At 60.5% G+C, this 19868-nt stretch carries 20 protein-coding genes and 2 pseudogenes; 12 read left to right on the top strand and 10 right to left on the bottom strand.

The window, feature by feature from the left end; genetic code table 11:
* The first annotated feature begins 34 nt into the window (after positions 1-34).
* Both DK870_RS25960 and DK870_RS25955 read left to right on the top strand, forming a co-directional pair.
* A complete protein-coding gene (locus DK870_RS25960; protein WP_161550105.1) occupies positions 35-364 on the top strand; it encodes a nuclear transport factor 2 family protein in 330 nt (109 codons plus the stop codon).
* Positions 361-1143: an SDR family oxidoreductase gene (locus DK870_RS25955; RefSeq protein WP_161550104.1), complete on the top strand. Its 783-nt coding sequence runs from the start codon at positions 361-363 to the stop codon at positions 1141-1143. The genes DK870_RS25960 and DK870_RS25955 overlap by 4 nt, the downstream gene beginning before the upstream one ends.
* Before the next feature lie 128 nt (positions 1144-1271).
* Here DK870_RS25955 and DK870_RS25950 read toward each other — a convergent pair whose 3' ends face one another.
* A complete protein-coding gene (locus DK870_RS25950) occupies positions 1272-1634 on the bottom strand; it encodes a helix-turn-helix domain-containing protein (protein WP_060755465.1) in 363 nt (120 codons plus the stop codon).
* 114 nt (positions 1635-1748) lie between these two features.
* On the opposite strand from DK870_RS25950, the gene DK870_RS25945 reads away from it, so the two are divergent.
* Together DK870_RS25945 and DK870_RS25940 are read left to right on the top strand one after the other, a co-directional pair.
* Positions 1749-2483: an SDR family NAD(P)-dependent oxidoreductase gene (locus DK870_RS25945; RefSeq protein WP_161550103.1), complete on the top strand. Its 735-nt coding sequence runs from the start codon at positions 1749-1751 to the stop codon at positions 2481-2483.
* Positions 2484-2553: 70 nt separating this feature from the next.
* On the top strand, positions 2554-3153 hold the full coding sequence (locus DK870_RS25940) for an NADPH-dependent F420 reductase (RefSeq protein ID WP_161550102.1): 600 nt from the start codon (positions 2554-2556) through the stop codon (positions 3151-3153).
* A gap of 69 nt (positions 3154-3222) precedes the next feature.
* Here DK870_RS25940 and DK870_RS30085 read toward each other — a convergent pair.
* The 3 genes and pseudogenes from DK870_RS30085 to DK870_RS25930 all read right to left on the bottom strand — a co-directional run.
* Positions 3223-3657, bottom strand: a pseudogene (locus DK870_RS30085) (methyl-accepting chemotaxis protein); the annotation flags it as partial.
* 102 nt (positions 3658-3759) lie between these two features.
* Positions 3760-4446, bottom strand: a pseudogene (locus DK870_RS30080) (PAS domain-containing protein); the annotation flags it as partial.
* 288 nt (positions 4447-4734) lie between these two features.
* Complete coding sequence (locus DK870_RS25930; protein ID WP_161550100.1) at positions 4735-5640, bottom strand: AraC family transcriptional regulator; 906 nt, start codon at positions 5638-5640, stop codon at positions 4735-4737.
* 99 nt (positions 5641-5739) lie between these two features.
* Here DK870_RS25930 and DK870_RS25925 point away from each other — a divergent pair, with 99 nt between their 5' ends.
* Both DK870_RS25925 and DK870_RS25920 read left to right on the top strand, forming a co-directional pair.
* Positions 5740-6477: an SDR family oxidoreductase gene (locus tag DK870_RS25925; protein ID WP_161550099.1), complete on the top strand. Its 738-nt coding sequence runs from the start codon at positions 5740-5742 to the stop codon at positions 6475-6477.
* A 365-nt stretch (positions 6478-6842) separates the two neighbouring features.
* Entirely contained in the window at positions 6843-7424 is a 582-nt protein-coding gene (locus DK870_RS25920; protein WP_060755381.1) for a DedA family protein, read from the top strand.
* Positions 7425-7489: 65 nt separating this feature from the next.
* Here DK870_RS25920 and DK870_RS25915 read toward each other — a convergent pair whose 3' ends face one another.
* Both DK870_RS25915 and DK870_RS25910 read right to left on the bottom strand, forming a co-directional pair.
* Positions 7490-7939: a GNAT family N-acetyltransferase gene (locus DK870_RS25915; protein ID WP_081087032.1), complete on the bottom strand. Its 450-nt coding sequence runs from the start codon at positions 7937-7939 to the stop codon at positions 7490-7492.
* Between the two features lie 319 nt (positions 7940-8258).
* Positions 8259-9425: an MFS transporter gene (locus tag DK870_RS25910; protein ID WP_161550098.1), complete on the bottom strand. Its 1167-nt coding sequence runs from the start codon at positions 9423-9425 to the stop codon at positions 8259-8261.
* Between the two features lie 94 nt (positions 9426-9519).
* Here DK870_RS25910 and DK870_RS25905 point away from each other — a divergent pair, with 94 nt between their 5' ends.
* Both DK870_RS25905 and DK870_RS25900 read left to right on the top strand, forming a co-directional pair.
* Positions 9520-10413 (top strand): LysR family transcriptional regulator, encoded by an 894-nt coding sequence (locus tag DK870_RS25905; RefSeq protein WP_161550097.1) that lies wholly within the window; start codon positions 9520-9522, stop codon positions 10411-10413.
* 172 nt (positions 10414-10585) lie between these two features.
* Complete coding sequence (locus tag DK870_RS25900) at positions 10586-11302, top strand: class I SAM-dependent methyltransferase (protein WP_161550096.1); 717 nt, start codon at positions 10586-10588, stop codon at positions 11300-11302.
* A 31-nt stretch (positions 11303-11333) separates the two neighbouring features.
* On the opposite strand, the gene DK870_RS25895 is transcribed toward DK870_RS25900, so the two are convergent.
* Positions 11334-12086, bottom strand: a complete 753-nt coding sequence (locus DK870_RS25895; RefSeq protein ID WP_161550095.1) for an SDR family NAD(P)-dependent oxidoreductase — start codon at positions 12084-12086, stop codon at positions 11334-11336.
* A gap of 122 nt (positions 12087-12208) precedes the next feature.
* Between DK870_RS25895 and DK870_RS25890 the strand changes: the two genes are divergently transcribed.
* Positions 12209-13123, top strand: a complete 915-nt coding sequence (locus DK870_RS25890) for a LysR family transcriptional regulator (RefSeq protein ID WP_161550094.1) — start codon at positions 12209-12211, stop codon at positions 13121-13123.
* A 314-nt stretch (positions 13124-13437) separates the two neighbouring features.
* Here DK870_RS25890 and DK870_RS25885 read toward each other — a convergent pair whose 3' ends face one another.
* Positions 13438-14139, bottom strand: a complete 702-nt coding sequence (locus DK870_RS25885) for a glutathione S-transferase (protein WP_161550093.1) — start codon at positions 14137-14139, stop codon at positions 13438-13440.
* A 129-nt stretch (positions 14140-14268) separates the two neighbouring features.
* Here DK870_RS25885 and DK870_RS25880 point away from each other — a divergent pair, with 129 nt between their 5' ends.
* On the top strand, positions 14269-14853 hold the full coding sequence (locus DK870_RS25880; protein WP_161550092.1) for a TetR/AcrR family transcriptional regulator: 585 nt from the start codon (positions 14269-14271) through the stop codon (positions 14851-14853).
* 32 nt (positions 14854-14885) lie between these two features.
* Here DK870_RS25880 and DK870_RS25875 read toward each other — a convergent pair whose 3' ends face one another.
* Together DK870_RS25875 and DK870_RS25870 are read right to left on the bottom strand one after the other, a co-directional pair.
* A complete protein-coding gene (locus DK870_RS25875) occupies positions 14886-16331 on the bottom strand; it encodes a phosphatidylserine decarboxylase family protein (protein ID WP_161550091.1) in 1446 nt (481 codons plus the stop codon).
* A gap of 92 nt (positions 16332-16423) precedes the next feature.
* On the bottom strand, positions 16424-17011 hold the full coding sequence (locus DK870_RS25870; RefSeq protein ID WP_090371786.1) for a LuxR C-terminal-related transcriptional regulator: 588 nt from the start codon (positions 17009-17011) through the stop codon (positions 16424-16426).
* A gap of 129 nt (positions 17012-17140) precedes the next feature.
* On the opposite strand from DK870_RS25870, the gene DK870_RS25865 reads away from it, so the two are divergent.
* Both DK870_RS25865 and DK870_RS25860 read left to right on the top strand, forming a co-directional pair.
* Positions 17141-18319: an acetyl-CoA acetyltransferase gene (locus DK870_RS25865; protein WP_060755375.1), complete on the top strand. Its 1179-nt coding sequence runs from the start codon at positions 17141-17143 to the stop codon at positions 18317-18319.
* 3 nt (positions 18320-18322) lie between these two features.
* A complete protein-coding gene (locus tag DK870_RS25860) occupies positions 18323-19855 on the top strand; it encodes a class I adenylate-forming enzyme family protein (protein ID WP_161550090.1) in 1533 nt (510 codons plus the stop codon).
* The last annotated feature ends 13 nt before the right edge of the window (positions 19856-19868 follow it).

Here is a 19868-nt window from a genome sequence, read left to right as displayed (position 1 = left end):
CATCCTATGAGCCATCCCAATCAAGGAGTCCCTCATGTCAGTGCTTACTCTTCCAGATCCCATCGCCGCGTATTTCGCCGCGGATAGCCAAGGCCCCGATGCCGTCGCTCGCTGTTTCACGTTGCAGGGCGTGGTCAGAGACAAGGGGCAGACCCACACCGGCCGCGATGCCATCGCGGCATGGAAGGCCGAGGCATCAACCCTTTACACCTGCACCACGGAGCCTTTCTTGATTGAACAGAGGGGTGATGTGATTGCTGTTCACAGCCACGTGGCCGGCAATTTTTCAGGCAGCCCGATTGATCTCAAGTTCTTGTTCCGTCTTGAACAGGGTCTGATTGCAAGCCTGGAGGTTACCCTATGAGCCTGGATCTTCGGCTTAACGCGCTACGGGCGGTGGTTACCGGCGGCACGAAGGGCCTTGGCGCCGCCGTTGTACAAAGCCTGGTGGAGGCCGGTGCACGCGTGGCGACATCAGCGCGCGTCATGCCGGCACAAGCGGTGGAGGGTGTCACTTACATCCCGGCGGATCTGACGACGTCCGCAGGCGTGGCGCACCTCGCACAGGCAGTTCTCAAGGAGTGGGGCGGGGTCGATGTCGTGATCAATGTGCTCGGGGGTTCAGAGACTCCCGGTGGTGGGTTTGCTGCCCTCACGGACGAACACTGGCTGGCGGAACTGAACTTGAATCTGATGCCCGCAGTCCGTCTTGATCGAGCCCTGTTGCCCGCCATGCTTGCCCAAGGTTCAGGTGTGATCATTCACGTGAGTTCGATCCAGCGCCTGATGCCTCTGCCCGAAGCCACCACCGCCTATGCTGCCGCAAAGGCGGCCCTCACCACGTACAGTAAGTCCCTTGCAAAAGAGGTCATGCCCAAAGGCGTACGTGTGCTGAGTGTCGCGCCAGGGTGGATTGAAACCGAGGCGTCCGTAAGGCTGGCAGAGCGGCTGGCGGTCCAGGCTGGAACAGACTATGAAGGCGGCAAGCGCATTGTCATGACATCGATCGGCGGAATTCCACTGGGCAGGCCAGCCAAGCCTCAAGAGGTGGCCGATCTGATCAGCTTCCTGGCGTCACCACTTGCCGCCTCGATCTCGGGGGCTGAGTACCGTATCGATGGGGGGACCGTGTCTACGCTTTGACCGACGGCCCTGGATCGGGTGAGTAAAGTCGGGAGCATTTAAACGCTTGGGCGGGGTGTGCACCGGCGTCCGCATGTTGGGTCTTGCTGATCCGGCGTCGGCGGTATTGGCCGCCTCCCGCACCCCCGCTAAACCACCGCATCACGCTTGGCAAAAATACGCGCCATTTGCGCCGCATTCTCAGTCCCCCAGGTACACAGCGGCACAATCGCTTCAGCCAGGCTGACGCCCAGCGGTGTCAGCGCATAGTCCACGCGTGGCGGCACTTCCTTGTAGTCGGTTCGCGCCAATACGTGATCGGCCTCCAGGTCCTTCAACTGCTGGATCAGCACTTTATCGCTGACGCCGGGGATCAAGCGTTTCAGCTCGCCGTAGCGCTTCGGGCCGGTGCGCAGGAAAAACAAGACCAGCGGTTTCCACTTGCCCGAGATGATGCGCAGCGTGGCGTTGAGCCCGCAACCGGTGTCACAGATTTCAGCAGTCTTCGTCATTTTTTTGATACTTACCAAAAGGTGCATACTTGTCCTTAGGTTATCAGGCCCGCATCCTGGGTCTCAAGCAGGCAATTGCCTGTTTGGGTACAACGCCAACGAAGGATGCACGACATGACCAGACTGAATGCAAAGACCGCCGTGATCACCGGCGGCGCCACCGGTATCGGCCTCGCTGCGGCAAAGCGTTTTGTCGAGGAGGGGGCCTTTGTCTACCTCTTTGGCCGCCGACAGGAAGCACTCGATGCTGCTGTGGCCGAGCTCGGCCCGAATGCCCGTGCGGTGAAGGGCTCGGTCTCTGAGCCGGCCGACCTTGACCGACTCTACGCAGCGGTGAAGGCTGAGCGCGGCACCCTCGACATCGTCTTCGCCAATGCCGGAGCGGGCAGCCCGCTTGCGCTTGGTCAGCTCACGGCCGAGCACATTGATGAAACCTTCGAAACCAACGTGAAGGGCTTGATCTTCACGGTCCAGAAAGCGCTGCCGTTGATGGGGCAGGGTGGTTCGATCATCTTGACCGGATCGAGCGCCGGCACCACCGGCGCCCCGGCTTTCAGCGTCTACAGCGCGAGCAAAGCGGCCGTGCGCAACCTCGCGCGGACCTGGGCGCAGGATCTGAAGGGCACTGGGATCCGGGTCAATGTGCTGTCGCCCGGGCCCACGGCGACCGAACTTGCGAAAGCCGCGCTAGGTGAAGAAGGCATGCAGGTCTTCGCTGCGATGAATCCGCTGCAGCGCATGGCCACACCCGCTGAAATCGGCGCCGCCGCCGCGTTTCTCGCGTCGCAGGACAGCAGCTTCATGACCGCCAGTGAGGTCGCCGTCGACGGCGGTTTGGCGCAAATCTGACTCGCTACGCCCGCCGCTCGCTCCACCGATGTGGGGAGCCCGTTGGGCGTGGCAAATCCAAGGAACATGTATGAACTATGCAATTATCGGTTTCGGCAATCTCGGCCAGGCCCTGGCTAAAGCGTTTGCCCGCAGCGGCATCGAAGTTTGCGTTGCGACCACTCGCGGTCCTGAAAGTTTTGCTCGCGAGGCGGCCGCGATCGGGCCAGGGGTGATTCCTGCGACATTGGCGCAAGCCCTCCAGGCGGACTGGGTCTTTTTGGCTGTGCGTTTTGAGTCTCACCCGGATGTCGCGAAGGCGCTGCCGAGCTGGCAAGGCAAGACCGTTATCGATGTGACCAACGCCTACGGCGTACCGCCCGAAGAGCTGGGAGGGCAGCCTTCTTCCAAAGTCGTCGCTCAAGCCTTCACCGGAGCCAGACTGGTCAAGGGCTTCAACCATTTGGCTGCCGGCGTCCTGGGTCAAGACCCGGCCATACAGGGGGGAAGGCGTGTCGTGTTCCTGGCGAGCGACGACGAGCAGGGCATGGCGGAGGTCGCCGTGCTTGCGCAAAACCTCGGTTTCTCGCCGATCAAGCTTGGCGGGCTATCGGAAGGTGGGCTACTCGTGCAGGCGCGTGGAAATAGCTGGGGGCAGCTGATTTTCAAGGACTTGGTCAAGTTCGACTGAGGCGACCCGGCCTCGTGGGCCAAGGGCCGTCCCTGCCTGAGCGAGGTCGCCTGCGGCCCACCTCGCTCGCTAAGCCAACTGCGTCGCAAACCGGCCTACCGCATCGACCACTTGCTTGGCGCCATCCTGAATTTCGACAATGACCTGGCCTGCCTGTGTGGCCAGTTCAAGACCTTGCTCAGCCTGGTTCTTGCTGTTGGCCATATCAGAGACGGTCTCATCCACCAGCTTCTGGTTTTGCAAGACGACCGAGGCGATTTCTTCCGTGGCCGTGCTGGTGCGTCCAGCCAGTTGGCGAACTTCATCCGCCACCACCGCAAAACCTCGCCCTTGCTCACCCGCGCGAGCCGCTTCAATTGCCGCATTCAACGCCAGAAGATTGGTTTGCTGGGCGATGCTGCTGATCGTCTGGATAATCGAGCTGATCAACAGTGACTGTTTGCCAAGCGCTTCGACTCCCCCCGACGCGGCCTGCATATCAGCGGCGATTTTCCGCATGGTGTGCATCGTGTCGTTGACCACGACTGCGCCCCTTTGAGCGCTGACATCCGTTTGCTGAGATATTTCAAATGCGGTCTGGGCCGCTCCACTGACTTCCTCTTCACGGGCAACCTGATCGGTCACCACCGTGGCAAATTTCACCACTTTGCAAAGGTTGCCCTCGGTGTCGTAAACCGGGTTGTAGGTTGCTTCCAACCATACGGTTTGGCCGTGACTGTCGACACGTTCAAACCGGCCGGCAACAAATTCACCCCGGTTCAACGTTGACCAGAAATCCTTGTAGGCCTGGGACGAAGTTTCCTCTGGTTTACAGAAAATACGGTGATGGCTGCCTTTTGCTTGTGCCAGGCTATAGCCCATCGCCTGTAGAAACCGGTCATTGGCCTTCAGGACATGCCCGGAAAGATCGAACTCGATCACCGCCGTCGAGCGAAGCAATGCCTCAATGAAGGAGGCGTTTTCCGAGGCTTTTTCTACACGGGAGGTAATGTTCGTGGCGTAGCACGTGATGTGGCTCAACTGGCCGCTCTCATCCGTGATGGGCTGCCAGTGGGCATGAATCCACACTAACGAGCCATCGGCATGCAGGTACCGGTACTCATCGGTGATGGACTTGCCTGCGGCTACCGCCGCTCGAAAGTTATGAAAGCATGGCAGCTTGGAAACGTACTGCGGCACGATCTCGGCCATGGGACGACCTGTCAGCCGGTCCGGGGTATAGCCCAACGCATTGGCAAAGTTTTCGTTGCAGGCCGTAATTTTGAAGGTGGAATCGATACTTAGCCTCAGCATTTCACGGTTCAAACCATCGCGCAGTTGGCGCAGCTCCGACAGCTCGCTTGCCTGCGCTTCAAGCTGCTTCTTGAACTTGTTGTTGAACATGGGAAACCGCCTCTTGAGTGATACCAATCCTATCGGCCTATCAAGGTGCATATTGAGGCCATCCATGGGAAAAACGGATTCAGATGAACACAGCGTAGTTGAGCAAAATTTTTGTGAAAGTCCGAAATTGCGTAAGCCGATCCCCCGTGTCCTGAGCGCGACGAGAAACAGCTGCCAGGCCACTATTGTTTCCGGGGGTCATTCAGCGATGACTGCTTGCCAATAGCGTCCAGGCGTAATGCCCGTATAGCGTGTAAAGGCAACACTGAAGGCGCTCACGGAGCTGTAGCCGACCCGTTGCGCAATTTCGGCAATGCTGTCGTCTCGTGTACGCAGCAGGTTTTTGGCCAGGGCCATTCGCCACGTCAGCAGATAGGTCATGGGTGCCATGCCCATCGCTTGTTTGAAGCGCTCAAAGAAGGTGGAGCGGGAGAGGGCCGCTTCTCTGGCCAGTTGCACCACTGTCCATGGCTGGTTCGGGCGCTCATGAATTCGGCGTATTGCCATCGCCAGACGTTCGTCCGCGAGCCCGCGCAACAGGCCGGCGGGTGCGGTTTCGGTGGTGGTAGAGCGCAGGGCTTCGATGAACAGCACTTCAAGCAGGTGTGCCAGGATGACATCCCGCCCCGGGCGCTGCCCACGCGCTTCCTCGGTGAGCAGTTCCACCAGCACGGTCAGTCGGCGTTCGCCGCGAACGTGGATCAGTTGGGGCAGCAGGGTTATCAGTAACTCAGCGTCCGGCGAGCCGAAGGTGCAGTGGCCTACCAGTAATTGAACGTCGGCCGCAATATCGGGTGTGCCCACCAGGATGTGCCGCGGCCGTAACTCTACAGGCACTGTATCGGCGTCTTCGGCGGCCAGCGGCTCGACACTCATCATCGTGAAGTCGTAGGCGGCCGGGATCAGCACAAAGTCGCCGGCTTGCAAACTCAGGGCCGGATTCCCGGCCACTGAAAGCCTGCAACCCCCTTCGAGAATCGCGCAGTAAAAGGGTTGCCCGTACACCGAGCGTCGAACGCGCCAAGCGCCGGCACCGGTGACGACCTTGGATAGCGAGGCACCGGGTTGCAGCAGGGTGACGACTTCGGTGAGCGGGTCGAACATCTCGGACTCCTGCGAAAGATTCGCGGACTGGCGATGATATTAAGTCCGACCACGACAGCCTATCGTTGCAGTCCTGTCAATCAACGAATGGAAACTTCCATGAAGACTGTGCTGATTACCGGCTGCTCCTCCGGCTTTGGTCTGGCCACCGCGCAATATTTTCTCGAGCGTGACTGGAAGGTCATTGCGACGATGCGCAACCCGAACGAAAAACTCTTGGAGGCCTCCGAGCATTTGCGCGTGCTGCCCCTGGACGTCACAGACCCTGACAGCATTCAACAGGTTGTAGAGGCTGCCGGCCCCATCGATGTGCTGGTCAACAATGCCGGTATCGGTTTGCTCGGGGCCCTTGAAGGCATCTCGATGCAAGCGATTCGTGGCATTTTTGAAACCAACACCTTTGGCACCATGGCGATGACTCAAGCGGTGCTAACGCAGTTTCGGCAGCGTAAGTCCGGGGTTGTGGTCAATGTCACCTCAAGCGTCACGATGAAGTCGTTACCCCTGCTAAGCGTCTATACCGCCAGCAAGGCTGCGGTGAATGCCTTCACCGAGTCTCTCGCGCTGGAGCTTGAACCGTTCAATGTTCGGATGAGCCTGGTGCTGCCGGGGCGGGCTCCCACGACAGACTTCGGTAAAAATGCGCAACCACGAATGCAGGGGAGCATCCCAGAGGCATACTCCGATCTGGCGCAGCGGGTGTTTACCGAGTGGTCGCAATCCACTGTCGTCACTGAGGCCCAAGACGTCGCCGAAGCGATATGGCGTGCAGCGAACGACCCCACCTCACCGATGCGCATTGCTGCTGGAGCTGATGCCATTGCTCTGGAGCGTTAGCGCAGGCCCTCTGCATAGGATTGAAAAAGCCGACGTTCATGTTCAAGCCCCTGCTGCGGTTAATGGCTTCAAGGTTTGAGGCTCGGGGGATTTTCGCGAGATAGTCATTGTTGCAACCTCATCGTTCATTTTGGTGCGGGGGTGAGACATGGACTGGAGTGACCTTGCGATGAGCCTCACCCTGCTGACGTTGTATTCACGCGCAGTCCGGCATCTCGTGGGGATGAAACCGGCAAATGCTGGCGCGCGCGCTGCAGAAATCGTTTCAACTGTAGATAAGGGAACTTGCTGTGATTGCCACCGAACTAACGTAGCTGGATATTCATGAACAACCGGACGTGCTCGCATTCCGCAAGAGAGATCGCATGCTCGAACATCTAGACCTCAATGCGTTGATAGCCGTCTACGGCTACTGGGTCATTTTTATCGGCTGCCTGCTGGAAGGCGAAACCGTTCTGATCCTCGGTGGAATGGCAGCCCATCAGGGCACCTTGCAAACGCTGCATGTGATCGGTTGGGCCACGCTGGGCGGCTTATTGGGTGATCAGTTGCTGTTCTGGACCGGGCGTTATTCCGGTGAGCGCTTGCTGCCGAAACTCAAGCGACACCGCTCTGCAATCGAACGGGTCGAGGGCCTGATCCACCGCCATCCCATGACGTCTGTATTCGCCGTACGCTTTCTCTACGGAATGCGCCTTGTAGGCCCCATGGTGATAGGCGCAAGCGGTCTGGCTCCCTGGCGCTTCGCGCTGATCAATGTGCTGAGTGCGGCGATCTGGGCAACCCTGTTCGTCGGCGCCGGATATTGGGCCGGCGAGGCGTTACAGCATTTGCTGGGTGATTTGAAGCCGTATCGCCTGCCGATCTTTCTCGGGGTGTTGGCACTCGTCGCCCTCACGGCGGTGGTGCGGCATTGGCGTCGTCGAGCCAAGGCTTCGCAACGCTGAGGCGGAAAATAAATCCGTCCCTTTTTGGGGCGTGGGCGGCAGCTACTGGTACTGAAAGCAGGCTCTCAAGCAGTCAGCTGCTTTTCCATCGGCTGATAGACCAGCCCGGCAAACTCGCCTACGTCCCCCGCCAACGTAAAACCGTAACGTTCATAAGCGGCCACTGAGGACAACGACGCCCTCACCGTCACCACATTGGTCCTGGCCTGCTCCAGCGCCGCGTTCACGAGGCGCCTGCCAACGCCACGGCGCTGCAAGCCCGGTGTAACGAACAGCATCGTCACATGTCGCCCTTCCTTGAGCTCGATCAGCCCGGTCAAGCGTCCCTCTGCGACACAAACCAGCATCAGGTTGTCACCCACCATTCGTTCGGCAAACGCCTGCTGTGCGGCCACCTTGACGAAGGTTTCCACGCCCTGCGCCGACAGCGAGGGCGCAACCGCGAGCATGAACGCCTCCAGGCACAGGGCGTTGGCGCCGGGTAAGTCATCGTGAGTCATCTCGCGTATCTGCATGGTCGTCGTCCGTGATTTGAGGGGGGTGTTTATAACAGAACGTCCAGACTTGTGGTGCTTGCTCCCGATAGCGGCGTGTCAGTCAGCTTATTTGTGACTGGTGCCCCACTATCGGGAGCAAGCCCCCTCCCACAGGGTTATGCGGTGTGCAGGGCGCCAGCGCTTAACAATGCAGGTCACCCATGCGGCACAAGTGGAATGAGGATTGGCTTGCCTGCACACAATTTGTGGGAGGGGGCTTGCTCCCGATGGCGGCCTGTCAGTCAGCTTATTTATGACTGATGCACCGCTATCGGGAGCAGTTCCCCCCTCATCTTCGTCACACCACTGCTGCTTCAATCGTTCTGGAACGCCAGGCATACGCCAACACCATCAGCAACCCCAGAGCAGCCATCGCCGCTCCGGCCAGGGAAATCGCCGGATAACCCAGACCCGCGTTGATTACCGCTCCGCCCAACGCCGCGCCAATCGCGTTGCCAAAATTGAAGGCGCCAATGTTCACTGCAGAGGCCAGGTTGGGCGCGTCCTTCGCTGCTTCCATGACGCGCATCTGTAGCGGCGGCACCAGGGCGAAACTGGCGATACCCCATACCAGGATGGCCAGAGCCGCCGGCACTGTCCAACGCATCAGCAGGGTAAACGCCAGCAAGACGAGAATCAGAACGCTGAGCGAGACGATCAAGGTGCGATCTATCGAGCGGTCCGCGGCCTTGCCGCCCCACAGATTGCCCAGCGTCAACCCCACGCCAAAAAGCATCAGCATGGCAGTGATGTAGGCGGTGGAACCATGGGTCTCGCTGCTGAGGATCGGCGCGATGTAGGTGAAGACGGTAAACATTGCGCTGGATCCGACTACGGTCAGGGCCAACGCGCCCAGCACCGGACCACGCCCCAGTACCCGAATTTCGGCCATTACACCGCCGCTTTGCGGCGTCTTCAGGTTAGGCAGGGCGAACCACAACGCGGCCATGGTCACCACGCCGAGGCCGGTGATTCCCCAGAAAGCGGTGCGCCAACCGAACAGTTCACCAAACCAGGTGGCCATCGGCACACCACCGATGGTCGCCAGGGTCAGGCCCATGAACATCGCCGCAACCGCCCCGGCACGTTTCTCCGGGGCGACCACGCTGGCGGCGACGATGGAGCCAACGCCAAAAAATGCACCATGGTTCAGTGAGGTCACCACCCTGGCGACCAGGAGGCTGTAGTAATCGGTGGCCAGCGCTGACATCAGATTACCCAGGGTGAAAATTGCCATGAGCCCGATCAGCAGATAGCGCCGGGGAATCCTGCCGGTGGTCAGGGTCATCAGAGGTGCGCCGAGCAATACGCCCAACGCATAAGCACTGACCAGCAAACCGGCGGCAGGAATGGAAACGCCCAGATCCGCAGCGATACCCGGCAACATGCCCATGGGGGCGAATTCTGTTACGCCGATGCCGAAGGCACCGATGGCGAGCGCGACAAGTGGTGGATTGATATGCATGGAAGGCTCCTTATCTGTGCCGTCAATGCTACGATCCAGTCTTTTTAGGCGGTAGTTGGCATTTTGGGTAATCACCTTTGCGCAGGAGGCACAAGTGGACTTCAACGGTAGGTCAGGTGAAATGAGCGTGTTCACCACCGTGGCGCAGGAAGGCAGCCTGTCGGCCGCCGCGCGTGCACTGGGCCTGACACCCTCGGCAGTCAGTCGGATCATCGCGCGTACCGAGCAACGTCTTGGCACCCGCCTGCTGTTGCGCACCACCCGAGCGATCACCTTCACTGCCGAGGGCGAAGCGTTCCTGCGCGGCGCCCGGCGTATCCTGGCCGACATGGACGAGGTCGAAGAAGCCATCGCCGACCAAGGCGTTCCCAGGGGGCGATTGCGAGTCAGTGCCGCTCTTGGCCATGGACGGCTGGCCATCGTTCCTTTGGTCGCAGCATTCAGCGCCCGTTACCCTAACATTGTCGTCGACCTCACCCTCGGCGACGAAGTGGTCGATATTCTCGGCGGACAGGCCGACGTCGCGGTCCGCTTTGGCCATCTGCCCGACAGCCCGCTGACCGCGCGCAGGATCGGCGACACCGGCCAGGTAGTGGTGGCATCGCCCGAGTATCTGCAACGCCACGGTATCCCCCAGGAACCGGAGGACCTGCTACAGCACAACTGCCTGCGCTTCAACTTCCGGCGCGCTGAACCTAACTGGCCGTTTATCCGCGATGGAAAAGAGTTTTCCCTGAAGGTCAGCGGCAACATCGAATGCAGCAGTGGTGAAGCGCTGGCACAACTCGCGCGAGTAGGTGCCGGTATTGCACGTATCGGTGAGTTCACCGTGAGAGGGGATCTGCAGCGCGGCGAACTGGTTCCGCTGTTGGAAGCCTGGAACCCCGGGGACGAGGAACCGATTCATGCGGTGTTCGTCGGCGGGGCGGCTATGCCGGCGCGGGTGCGATTGTTCGTGGACTTCTTGCTGGAACATCACCGGATGTAAGCGCAGGCCCAAGCTTATATTTTCCGGGTGCTCGTGATGTTGAATGAACAATCTTGAGCTCTGGCATTGATGGGGCGGCGTTATTCTTTGCAAGAATGCAATCCATGAAATTAATGAATTTTTATTATCGCCACACATGACCTATGTTGATTCAAGGACATGGAGAACTCCCTTGAACTCATCATCGCCCAACTCAGTTGAAAAGTTCGATAACACCCGTGCCAACGAGTACGGACGCCAGAGCCGCATCGCGCTGGCCGGTTATGACGCCTGTCAGGATCTGGCGGCGTGCATGCTCGCGGCAAGCCTCGGCAGCCGGGACTCGGCAAAAGTCCTGGCAGTCGGTGCGGGCGGTACGGCGCAGGAGATTATCGCGATGGCCAGGCTTGAGCCAGGTTGGCGCTTCACCGCCGTCGACCCCTCCGAATCGATGCTTGAAACCGCGAAGCAGCAGTTGGCCGCCAATGACCTGCTCGAAAGTACCGAGCTGGTGCTTGGACACGTTGAAGCACTGGCGCCGGATGAGTCTTACGACGCCGCCACCTTGATCGGTGTACTGCATCATCTCGATGGGGACGAGGCCAAGGCACACATCCTGCGAGCCATTCGGGCGCGTCTGAAACCGGGGGCTCCGCTGATTGTGGCGAGCAATCAATATGCCTATGCCAGCCAGCCGTTACTCCTGGCTGCCTGGGGGCAACGCTGGCGGCAGCACGGCGCCGGCCCGGATGAAGTGAAAGCCAAGCTTGGGAAAATTCTTCAAGGCGCTGACCCTCCGCATTCTGAAGCGGCGGTTCAAAAGCTGTTGCATGAGGCGGGGTTCGGGGAGGCGACGCGTTTTTTCAGCAGCCTGTTCTGGAGCGCTTGGTTGACGTGTAAAACCGGCTGAGCAGGGCGGCGTGAGCCGCCCAGGTGAGGCGTCAAACCTGTTGCTGCCCGCCATCGACGAACAACTCGATGCCGTTCACGAAACTGGCGTCATCCGATGCCAGGAACAGCGCGGCGCTGGCGATTTCCTCGGCTTCGCCGACGCGGCCCATAGGAATGAGCGACGCCAGATAGTCCAGCAACCCTTGCTGTTGGGCGGCATCGGGGCCGGCCAGGTCGACCAGGCCTGGGGTGCGTGTGGCACCGGGGCTGATGGTGTTGATCCGCACATGGCGGTCCTTCAGGTCCAGAATCCAGTTGCGAGCAAACGAGCGCACGGCAGCCTTCGATGCGGCATACACGCTGAACGCGGCGGTGCCGCCGCTACCGGCGGTCGAGCCCGTGAGGATCACCGAAGCCTTTTGGGCCAGCAGCGGGAGGGCTTTCTGTACGGTGAACAGCACGCCTTTGACATTGCGGTCGAAGGTCTCGTCGTAGTGTTGTTCGCTGATTTCACCCAGTGGCACCATCGAGCCGCCTCCGGCGTTGGCGAACAGCACATCGATACGACCGTGGGCCTCGCCGATCTGGCGGTACAGCGTGTCCAACTGGTCGAGCTTGGTTGAGTCGACTTGAACACCGGTGGCATTACCGATCGCGGCTACCGCGGCATCGAGTTCGGCCTTGCGACGGCCGGTGATGTAGACATAGGCGCCTTCTGCGGCGAAGCGTTTGGCGGTGGCCAGACCGATGCCGGAGGTGCCGCCGGTGACCAGTGCGATTTTGCCTTCAAGTTTGCGGGTCATGATGTGTCTCCCAGTGTCTGGTTGAGATGTTGCGTTGAGTGAGTTGCGGTGTGGGAGAAGCTTATCGACGGCCGTATCTTTTCAAAATAGAATTGCCTGAAAGACATCGTTGCAGAAATGAAATGAGCGGAATTCCAGACTTTGAAGGGTTGGCGATGTTCGCCAAGGTGGCGGAGGAGGGCTCGTTCGCGGCGGCTTCGCGGGTCATGGGCGTCTCCGTGCCGACCGTATCGCGGGCTGTCGCACGGCTCGAAGAGCGCCTGGGCGGCCGGTTGTTCAACCGCACCTCCAGGCAATTGGCGTTGACCGAGTTCGGCGCGAGCATGGCCGCCAAGGCCGGCGAGATCTATCGGCAAGCCGAAGAGGTCGAGAGCGAAGCCCAGGAGTTAGCCGTGCAGCCCCGTGGCCAGGTGCGCCTGGCCATACCGATGTCTTTCGGCTTGCGCTGGGTCGCGCCGTTGATACCGCAATTGATTCGCCAATACCCTGAGTTGTCGATAGATCTGCACCTGTCGGATGCCGCCGTCGACTTGATCGCGGAGGGGTTCGACGCGGCGTTGCGTATCGCGGTATTACCGGACTCATCGCTGGTGGCTCGGCGGATATGCGCAGTCACCCAATACCTGGTGGCATCGCCTGGCTACCTGGAGCAGCACGGGCATCCCACTCACCCTCGCGAGCTGGCGACCCGCCAATGCCTGAGCTATGCGTACCGCTCGCGCAGCCAGGTATGGCGCTTTACCCATGACGACGGCACAGAAGAGGACGTCGTCCCCAACGGCCCGTTGCGGGTAACCAACGGCGATGCCCTTTTGCCAACCTTGTTGGATGGCCTGGCCATCGCCGAACTGCCCGAATTCATTGCCAGTGAATACCTGGCGGACGGGCGCCTGGTCGTGTTGTTGCCGCAGTGGCACATGTCGCGTGGCGGCCTCTATTTCGTGACCCCGTCAGCGCGCACGCGCCCGGTGAAGGTCAAGGCACTGTCGGATTTTTTCGTCCAACATTTGTCGGAACCCAAATGGCGGTGGCCGTGACGATGTAATCAGCGATCCTGCAAAGTCGCGGGTGCGAAGTTTGCTGCCGACGAAAAAGGCGCGGGGCAAGCCCTAATGCCGGTCAGTTAAGACTTTACGCGGTCACTGTGGGAGGGGGCTTGCTCCCGATAGGCCGCGCAGCGGCCTCAAAAATGGGCCTGCTACGCAGTCCATCGGGAGCAAGCCCCCTCCCACAGGTTCGCTCTAAATCGCTTACCTGACCGGCATTAGGGCAAGCCCGCTCACTACAGAGTTTGGTCGCGGCAGGTTCTCTTAACTGACTAGCATTAGCCGGTCAAGGCGCCTTTTCCATATCAGTTAAACGGCTCGCCGCGCTCGACCATCGCTCGCCATTGCTGCACGCTTGGGCGCTCCTGCATACGGGCATGCCAGTCGCGCAGGGCAGTGCATTCATCCGGCACCGGCAGCTCAACCAGGGCCGAGAAAATCATCCCGCCCAGCACAGCGATGTCAGCCATGGAAAAACTATCGCCAGCGATAAAGGGTTGATGCTGCAACAGGTTGTCGAAATAGCGCATCCCCCGCACTGCCTTGTCACGCATGCGAATGCCCCATTCGGCGTTCTGGTACAGCTCCACTTCTGGACCAAGCCCCGGTGTCGCATGGTGAAAATACGTACTCACCGCATCGAGAAATTCGATCTCTGCGCGCTTGGTCATCATGTGTATCAGGCCTTTCTCCACGGGAGTGCGACCGGTGAGGGTCGGGTTACCGTCGAGTACGTCCAGGTACTGAGTGATAGCGGTGCATTCGGCGATCAGCGTGCCGTCCTGTAACTTCAGTACCGGCAGTGTTCCGGAGTAGTTGATATTCAGGAATTCCGGTTTCTTGTGTTCACCTTTCCACAGATTCACCGAGACGAATTCGGTGTGCGACAAAAGTGATTTTTCTGCCAAGGCGATCCGTACACGGGCCGGGTAGGGGCCGTTATACCAGTCGTAGATTTTCAATGCGGGAACGGAGAAAGTGCCGTTTTGGGTATCGTTCGTGGTCATGATGTTTTAGCTACCTGTCAGTTGGTAGGTAAAGATTGCGACTGAAGTTTGGTCCTGTCAAGCCCTACCTACCAATTGGCAGGTATGCCTCGGACGGGTACAATCCGTCATTGATCGGAGGACAGGGATATGAGCGAAAACGCACGAGAAGCGATTCTGGAGGCTGCGAAAGCGGCAGCACAGACCCATGGTTATAACGGCATCAACTTTCGCAGCATCGGCGAGATAGTGGGGATCAAGAACGCCAGCATCTACTATCACTTTGCGAGCAAAGCCGATCTTGGCGCAGCAGTGGCCGAACGCTACTGGCAAGACACGGCCAAGGTTCTGGAAGGCATCCGAGCGTCCAACCTCGAACCTCAGCGGTGCCTGGAGCTGTATCCGTCGATTTTTCGTACTTCATTGGAAAACGGTAATCGGCTATGCCTCTTCAGCTTCATGGCCGCCGAGTACGAAGACCTGCCGGATGAAGTCAAACAGCAGCTCAAGACATTCGCAGAGGTCAATATCGAGTGGCTCGCACAGGTGCTGGCCCTTGCCGGAACGGCGAGTGAGGACCTTTGTAAAACGCGCGCTCGCGCCATTTATGCCGCCGTTGCCGGTGCGCAGTTGATTGCGCGTAGCCAGGGCGATATTGCGGTGTTCGATGAGTTGATCAGCAACTATCAGGATGCCGGGCTGATGTCGGGTGGGTCGGGGTCAGACCCCATTTAACGCCAACGTGGTCTGCCCCTTGTTTCTCGCCCCTAGTGACTTGGCGCCGGCCCCTTGGGTTTGCGCGGGACCAGCGCCGTCGCGATCACACTGCCCATAGGCGTTGGTTTGGGCGCCTGGCGATGCTCCACGGCCTTGACCGCCCATTCTTCCAGGCGCACGCGGTCGCGTTGGAACACCATCACGTGGGTCGAGCCGCCGAACTCGAAGTGACCGATTTCCGTACCGCGCTTGATCGTGACCGGCCTGGCACCTTCGTCGACGATAAACGCCGGTTCAATGATGCAGGTCGACACCTCCACCATGCCGATGCAGATCAACGCCACGTACCCGCAGGCGGGGTGCTCGAAAATAAAGATCGCGCGTGCCGCCACGTGGCCCAGGTAGGGTTGTGACTCGGTGCCTTCCCAGGTGCCCGGGCCTTCCTTCTGGGCCGGGCGTTGGGCGAAGTAAGTCCCGGGCTGCACCCATGAGCGCACGAGAGTGCCGTCCAGTGGTGCGTTCCAGCGATGGTAGTGGGTGGCCGACAGGAAGCCCTGGTAAAGCTGGCCGCCTTCAAACAGCTTCGCCAACGTGGATTGGCCGGCGAACAGGTCCAGCAGCGAGTAGTTGACGTCCTTGATCCAGAAGTCGCTTTCAAGCGCGATATCGTTCTGATACTCCCACGGCGTGGTCTCGCAGCCGATATTGACTTGGGTCTTGGCATCGCCCTGGAACGGCCGCGCGCCGGGCACGAACTTGCGGATGAAAAACGCGTTCCACGAATCGAAGCCGTAGCCGGGTTTTTTCGGGTCGCACTCCATCTGGTCCCATACCCCGGCTTTCCAGGCGGCCTTGGAGATCCAGGAGCCTGGTTTCTCGGGGTTGTTGATGTCGAGTTTGTCCAGCGACTGCGGGCTCTTGAGGTAGGCGTTCCAGGTGTCGAGCACCTGCTTGAACTGCTGGTTGAAGGTGGCGTCATGAAACAGCGCAACGCCGGCTTCGGTGGCCATGGAGATCGCCAGGAAGCCATTCATGGGCGTGCCCACCTGAGCGGTGTCGTTGAAGGACGACGAGGTGCTGACGATCTCGTTGAGGATCTCGAAGAAACTGTCGTAGCCCTCGATCCACACCGCGTCACCATCCTCGGTCTTGATCTGGTCGCGGGTGTGGGGGGGCAGGGTCCTCACGAAGGCGTTGGCCTGCTCGATCATCGACATCACCCACATGCGGTACACGCTGTGGCTGGTCACCCATTGCTTGAAGGCCACCAGCTGCGGCTGCATGGGCGCCAGGGTGCCGGCTTTTTTCATCGCGGCGATGTAGTTGCGCAGGGGCACCAGGTAATTGGCGGTCGCCCATACGCGGTTGGGCACCCAGAAGCCCATTTGCACGGGGCCGGCGTTGTCCAGGGTGAGCAGGTTGGAGCCGCTGCCCTCGACGGGCGGTGGGGTTTTACGCGGGAGAGTGGCAGGTGAAGAACGATCAGAGTGCGCCATGGTATTAGTCCTTTAAACATCGCTGCGTGGGGAAGCTCCTCTTGAGCAGTGTTCAGCGTAGCCAGCGCGGGACCGGGGTTTGTAATGGTTGGCTATAACCAGCTGCGGCCACCGACGAAAATCATCTTCGACACCAGCTCCACAATGTTCTTCACCTCCAGTTTTTTCATCAGCCGTGCCCGGTGCACCTCCACCGTGCGGTGGGAAATCCCCAGGCGCAGGGCGATTTCCTTGGACTTGAGGCCGTTGACGATCAGCATGGCGATTTCCCGCTCCCGTGGCGTGAGATCGCCGGTGCCGGTGTGGGGGCGGTCCAGGCGTTCGAAGTGCCAGATCATCAGCTTGAACGGGTCTTTGGGGGTGAGGGTGTAGCCATGGGACCGGGCCCAGAACACTTCGCCGCTTTTGTGCTGCATGAAGCGTTCATCGGAGTAGAAGCCGTTTTCACTGTCGAGCAACCAGTCATGGCTGCGCTTGCCGATGGCGTGGTAATCGGCCTGGGACGGGTAAATCAGCAGGGTCAACTGGTTGACCAAGGCGTCGCGGGTGTAGCCGAACAGCTTCAGGAATGCTTCGTTGCAGTCGACCATCACGCGATGGCGGGTAACGATCTGTGGCGCAGGCGACAGCTGGAACGCCAGGCGCTCGATATCTTCGAAGAGCGGTTCAAACACAGTCATTGGGCGTCCTGCCTCGTTGTATATCGCTGCGGTTACTACTTATCCATGTAAGTAGTTACACGAATTGGCGAGCGATCCAGGGTGGTTCATTGTAGGGAATGTTTACACCCACACCAGAAGAAATTGAATATGCCTGCTGATTGCGTCTCCATAGTTGCCGCTGGTCATTCGCGTTTTGGTCGCCTGGATGGCACCACCCTTGAGGACCTGATCGTAGAGGTCACCCGCGAAGCCCTGATGGACGCGGCCATTGATGCGGCAGAGATTGACGCGCTGTTTCTCGGCCACTTCAATTCAGGGCTGGTGCCCGACGGCTTTGCCGCCTCGTTGCTGTTGCAGGCCGACCCGGGGCTGCGCTTCAAACCGGCGACCCGTTGCGAAAACGCCTGTGCATCCGGTTCGGCGGCGATCCAGGCCGGGGTCAATGCGATCCTCTCCGGCAGCGCCGAGCTGGTACTGGTGGTGGGCGCCGAGAAGATGACCCATACCTCGACGGCCGCCGTCACCCAGGCCCTGGCCGGTGCCGGTTATCAGAACGACCCGGCCGAAGCCGGCCTGAGTTTCCCGCAATTGTTCGGCCGCGCCGCCCGGCAATATGCCGAGCGCTACCATTGCCCGCTGGGCTCGATGGCCGCCATCGCCACCAAGAACCACACCAATGCCATGGCCAACCCGTTGGCGCAGATGCATCGGGTGATGGATTTCGAGCACTGCAACAATGTGTCCCAAAGCAACCCGTTCGTGGCCGAGTCCCTGCGCCTGACCGATTGCTCGCTGATCAGCGACGGCGCCGCCGCGATTATCCTGGCGTCGCCCAAGCGTGCGCGGGCGTTTCGTCGCGATGTACAGATCCGTGCGCTGACCCAGGTCAACGACACACTGCCCATCGCCCGGCGCGACATCCTCGCCTTCGAAGGCCCGCAGCGGGCGATCCACTCGGCGTTGCGCGGGGCCAACATCACCCTGGCCGACCTGAGCTTCGCCGAGGTGCACGACTGCTTTACCATCGCTGAACTGCTGATCTACGAAGCCATGGGCCTGGCGCCCAAAGGCGAGGGCCACCGTGTGCTCGACAGCGGCGTAGTGCGTGCGGGCGGGCGGCTGCCGGTCAACCTTTCCGGCGGGCTCAAGGCCAAGGGCCATCCGGTGGGGGCGACCGGCGTATCCATGCATGCCTTGGCGTTTCGACAACTGACCGGTGAGCCGATTGGCCTGGCGGTGCCCAACCCCGAGTTCGGCCTGGTGTTCAACATGGGCGGCATGGCGGTGGCCAACTACGCCTCGGTCCTGCATGCGCGGCGCAGCTGAACCATGAACATCGCCCATTGGCTACACGACACCCAACGCCGCCATCCGCAGCGCCCGGCGCTGTTCGAGGGCGCCCGGCAAGTGGCCGACTACGCCACCTTCGCCGCCCATGTGCGCCAGCGTGCCGCCTGCCTGGTGGACCAGCACGGCCTGGTGCCGGGCGATACCGTCGCGGTGCTGATGAAGAACAGCTGCGACTACCTGGAACTGCTCTACGCGATCTGGTGGATGGGCGCGGTAGCCGTGCCGATCAATGCCAAGTTGCATCCGGCGGAGGCGGCGTGGATCGCCGCTGATGCCGAGGCGCGCCTGATCTTTACCGACGGCGGCCGGGTATTCTCGTCGCGGGATTTGCCCGCGCGCTGCAAGGAACTCGACGGTCACGTATTGCCGCCGACCCGTGGCTGGCCGACCCTGGCGCAGCCGGTATCGCGCCAAGACCAGGATCTCGCCTGGCTGTTCTACACCTCCGGTACCACCGGGCGTTCCAAGGGCGTGATGTTGTCCCATGGCAACCTGATCGCCATGTCGCTGTGCTACGCCACGGATGTCGACCCGGTCAGTGCCGATGACGCGGCACTGTATGCGGCGCCGATGTCCCATGGCGCCGGGCTCTACAATTTCATTCATGTGCGCTGCGGCGCACGGCATGTGGTGCCGGCGTCCCACGGCTTCGAGGCGGCCGAGCTGTTCGGCCTGGCGGCGCAGTTGGGCAATGTGTCGCTGTTCGCCGCGCCGACCATGGTCAAGCGCATGGTCGAGCAGGCGCGGCGTCAGGGGTACCACGGCGAAGGCATCAAGACGATCGTCTACGGCGGCGGGCCGATGTACCTGGCCGACCTGCGTGAAGCCGTCGACAGCTTTGGCCCGCGGCTGGTGCAGATCTACGGCCAGGGCGAGAGCCCGATGACCATCAGCGTGCTGCCCCGCGCGGTGATTGCCGACCGCCAACGCCCTGATTGGGACAGCCTGGCGGCGTCGGTCGGGCACGCGCAAGCCTGTGTCGAGATCCAGATTCTCAACGCGCAACACCAGCCGGTGCCGACCGGCGAGCGCGGCGAAATTGCCGTGCGGGGTGCCACGGTCATGCAAGGTTATTGGCGCAACCCTGAGGCCACCCGCCAAACCCTGGTCGACGGTTGGCTGCTGACCGGCGATATCGGCTTTGTCGATGCGGCCGGTTACCTCACGCTCACGGACCGTTCCAAGGACGTGATCATCAGTGGCGGCAGCAACGTGTACCCGCGTGAGGTCGAGGAAGTGCTGGCCCAGCACCCCGAGGTGTTTGAAGTGTGCGTGGTGGGCGAGGCGGATGCGCAATGGGGCGAGTCGGTGGTTGCGTTTGTGGTGACCCGCAGCGGCCAGCCGCTCGACGAGGCTGAGCTGACCGCCTGGTTTTTGGCACGCATGGCGTCTTTCAAGAAACCCAGGAAATACCTGTTCCGCGATGAGTTGCCCAAGAACAGTTACGGCAAAATCCTCAAGACCGACTTGCGGCAGTGGTTGAAAGACGCGAGTATCGCCGCCACTCGCTAGCCCGCGTTTATTC

The sequence above is a fragment of the Pseudomonas sp. Q1 genome (assembly GCF_009935975.1).
Taxonomy (GTDB): Bacteria; Pseudomonadota; Gammaproteobacteria; order Pseudomonadales; family Pseudomonadaceae; genus Aquipseudomonas; species Aquipseudomonas palleroniana.
This window is presented reverse-complemented; position numbering and strand designations above follow the sequence as displayed.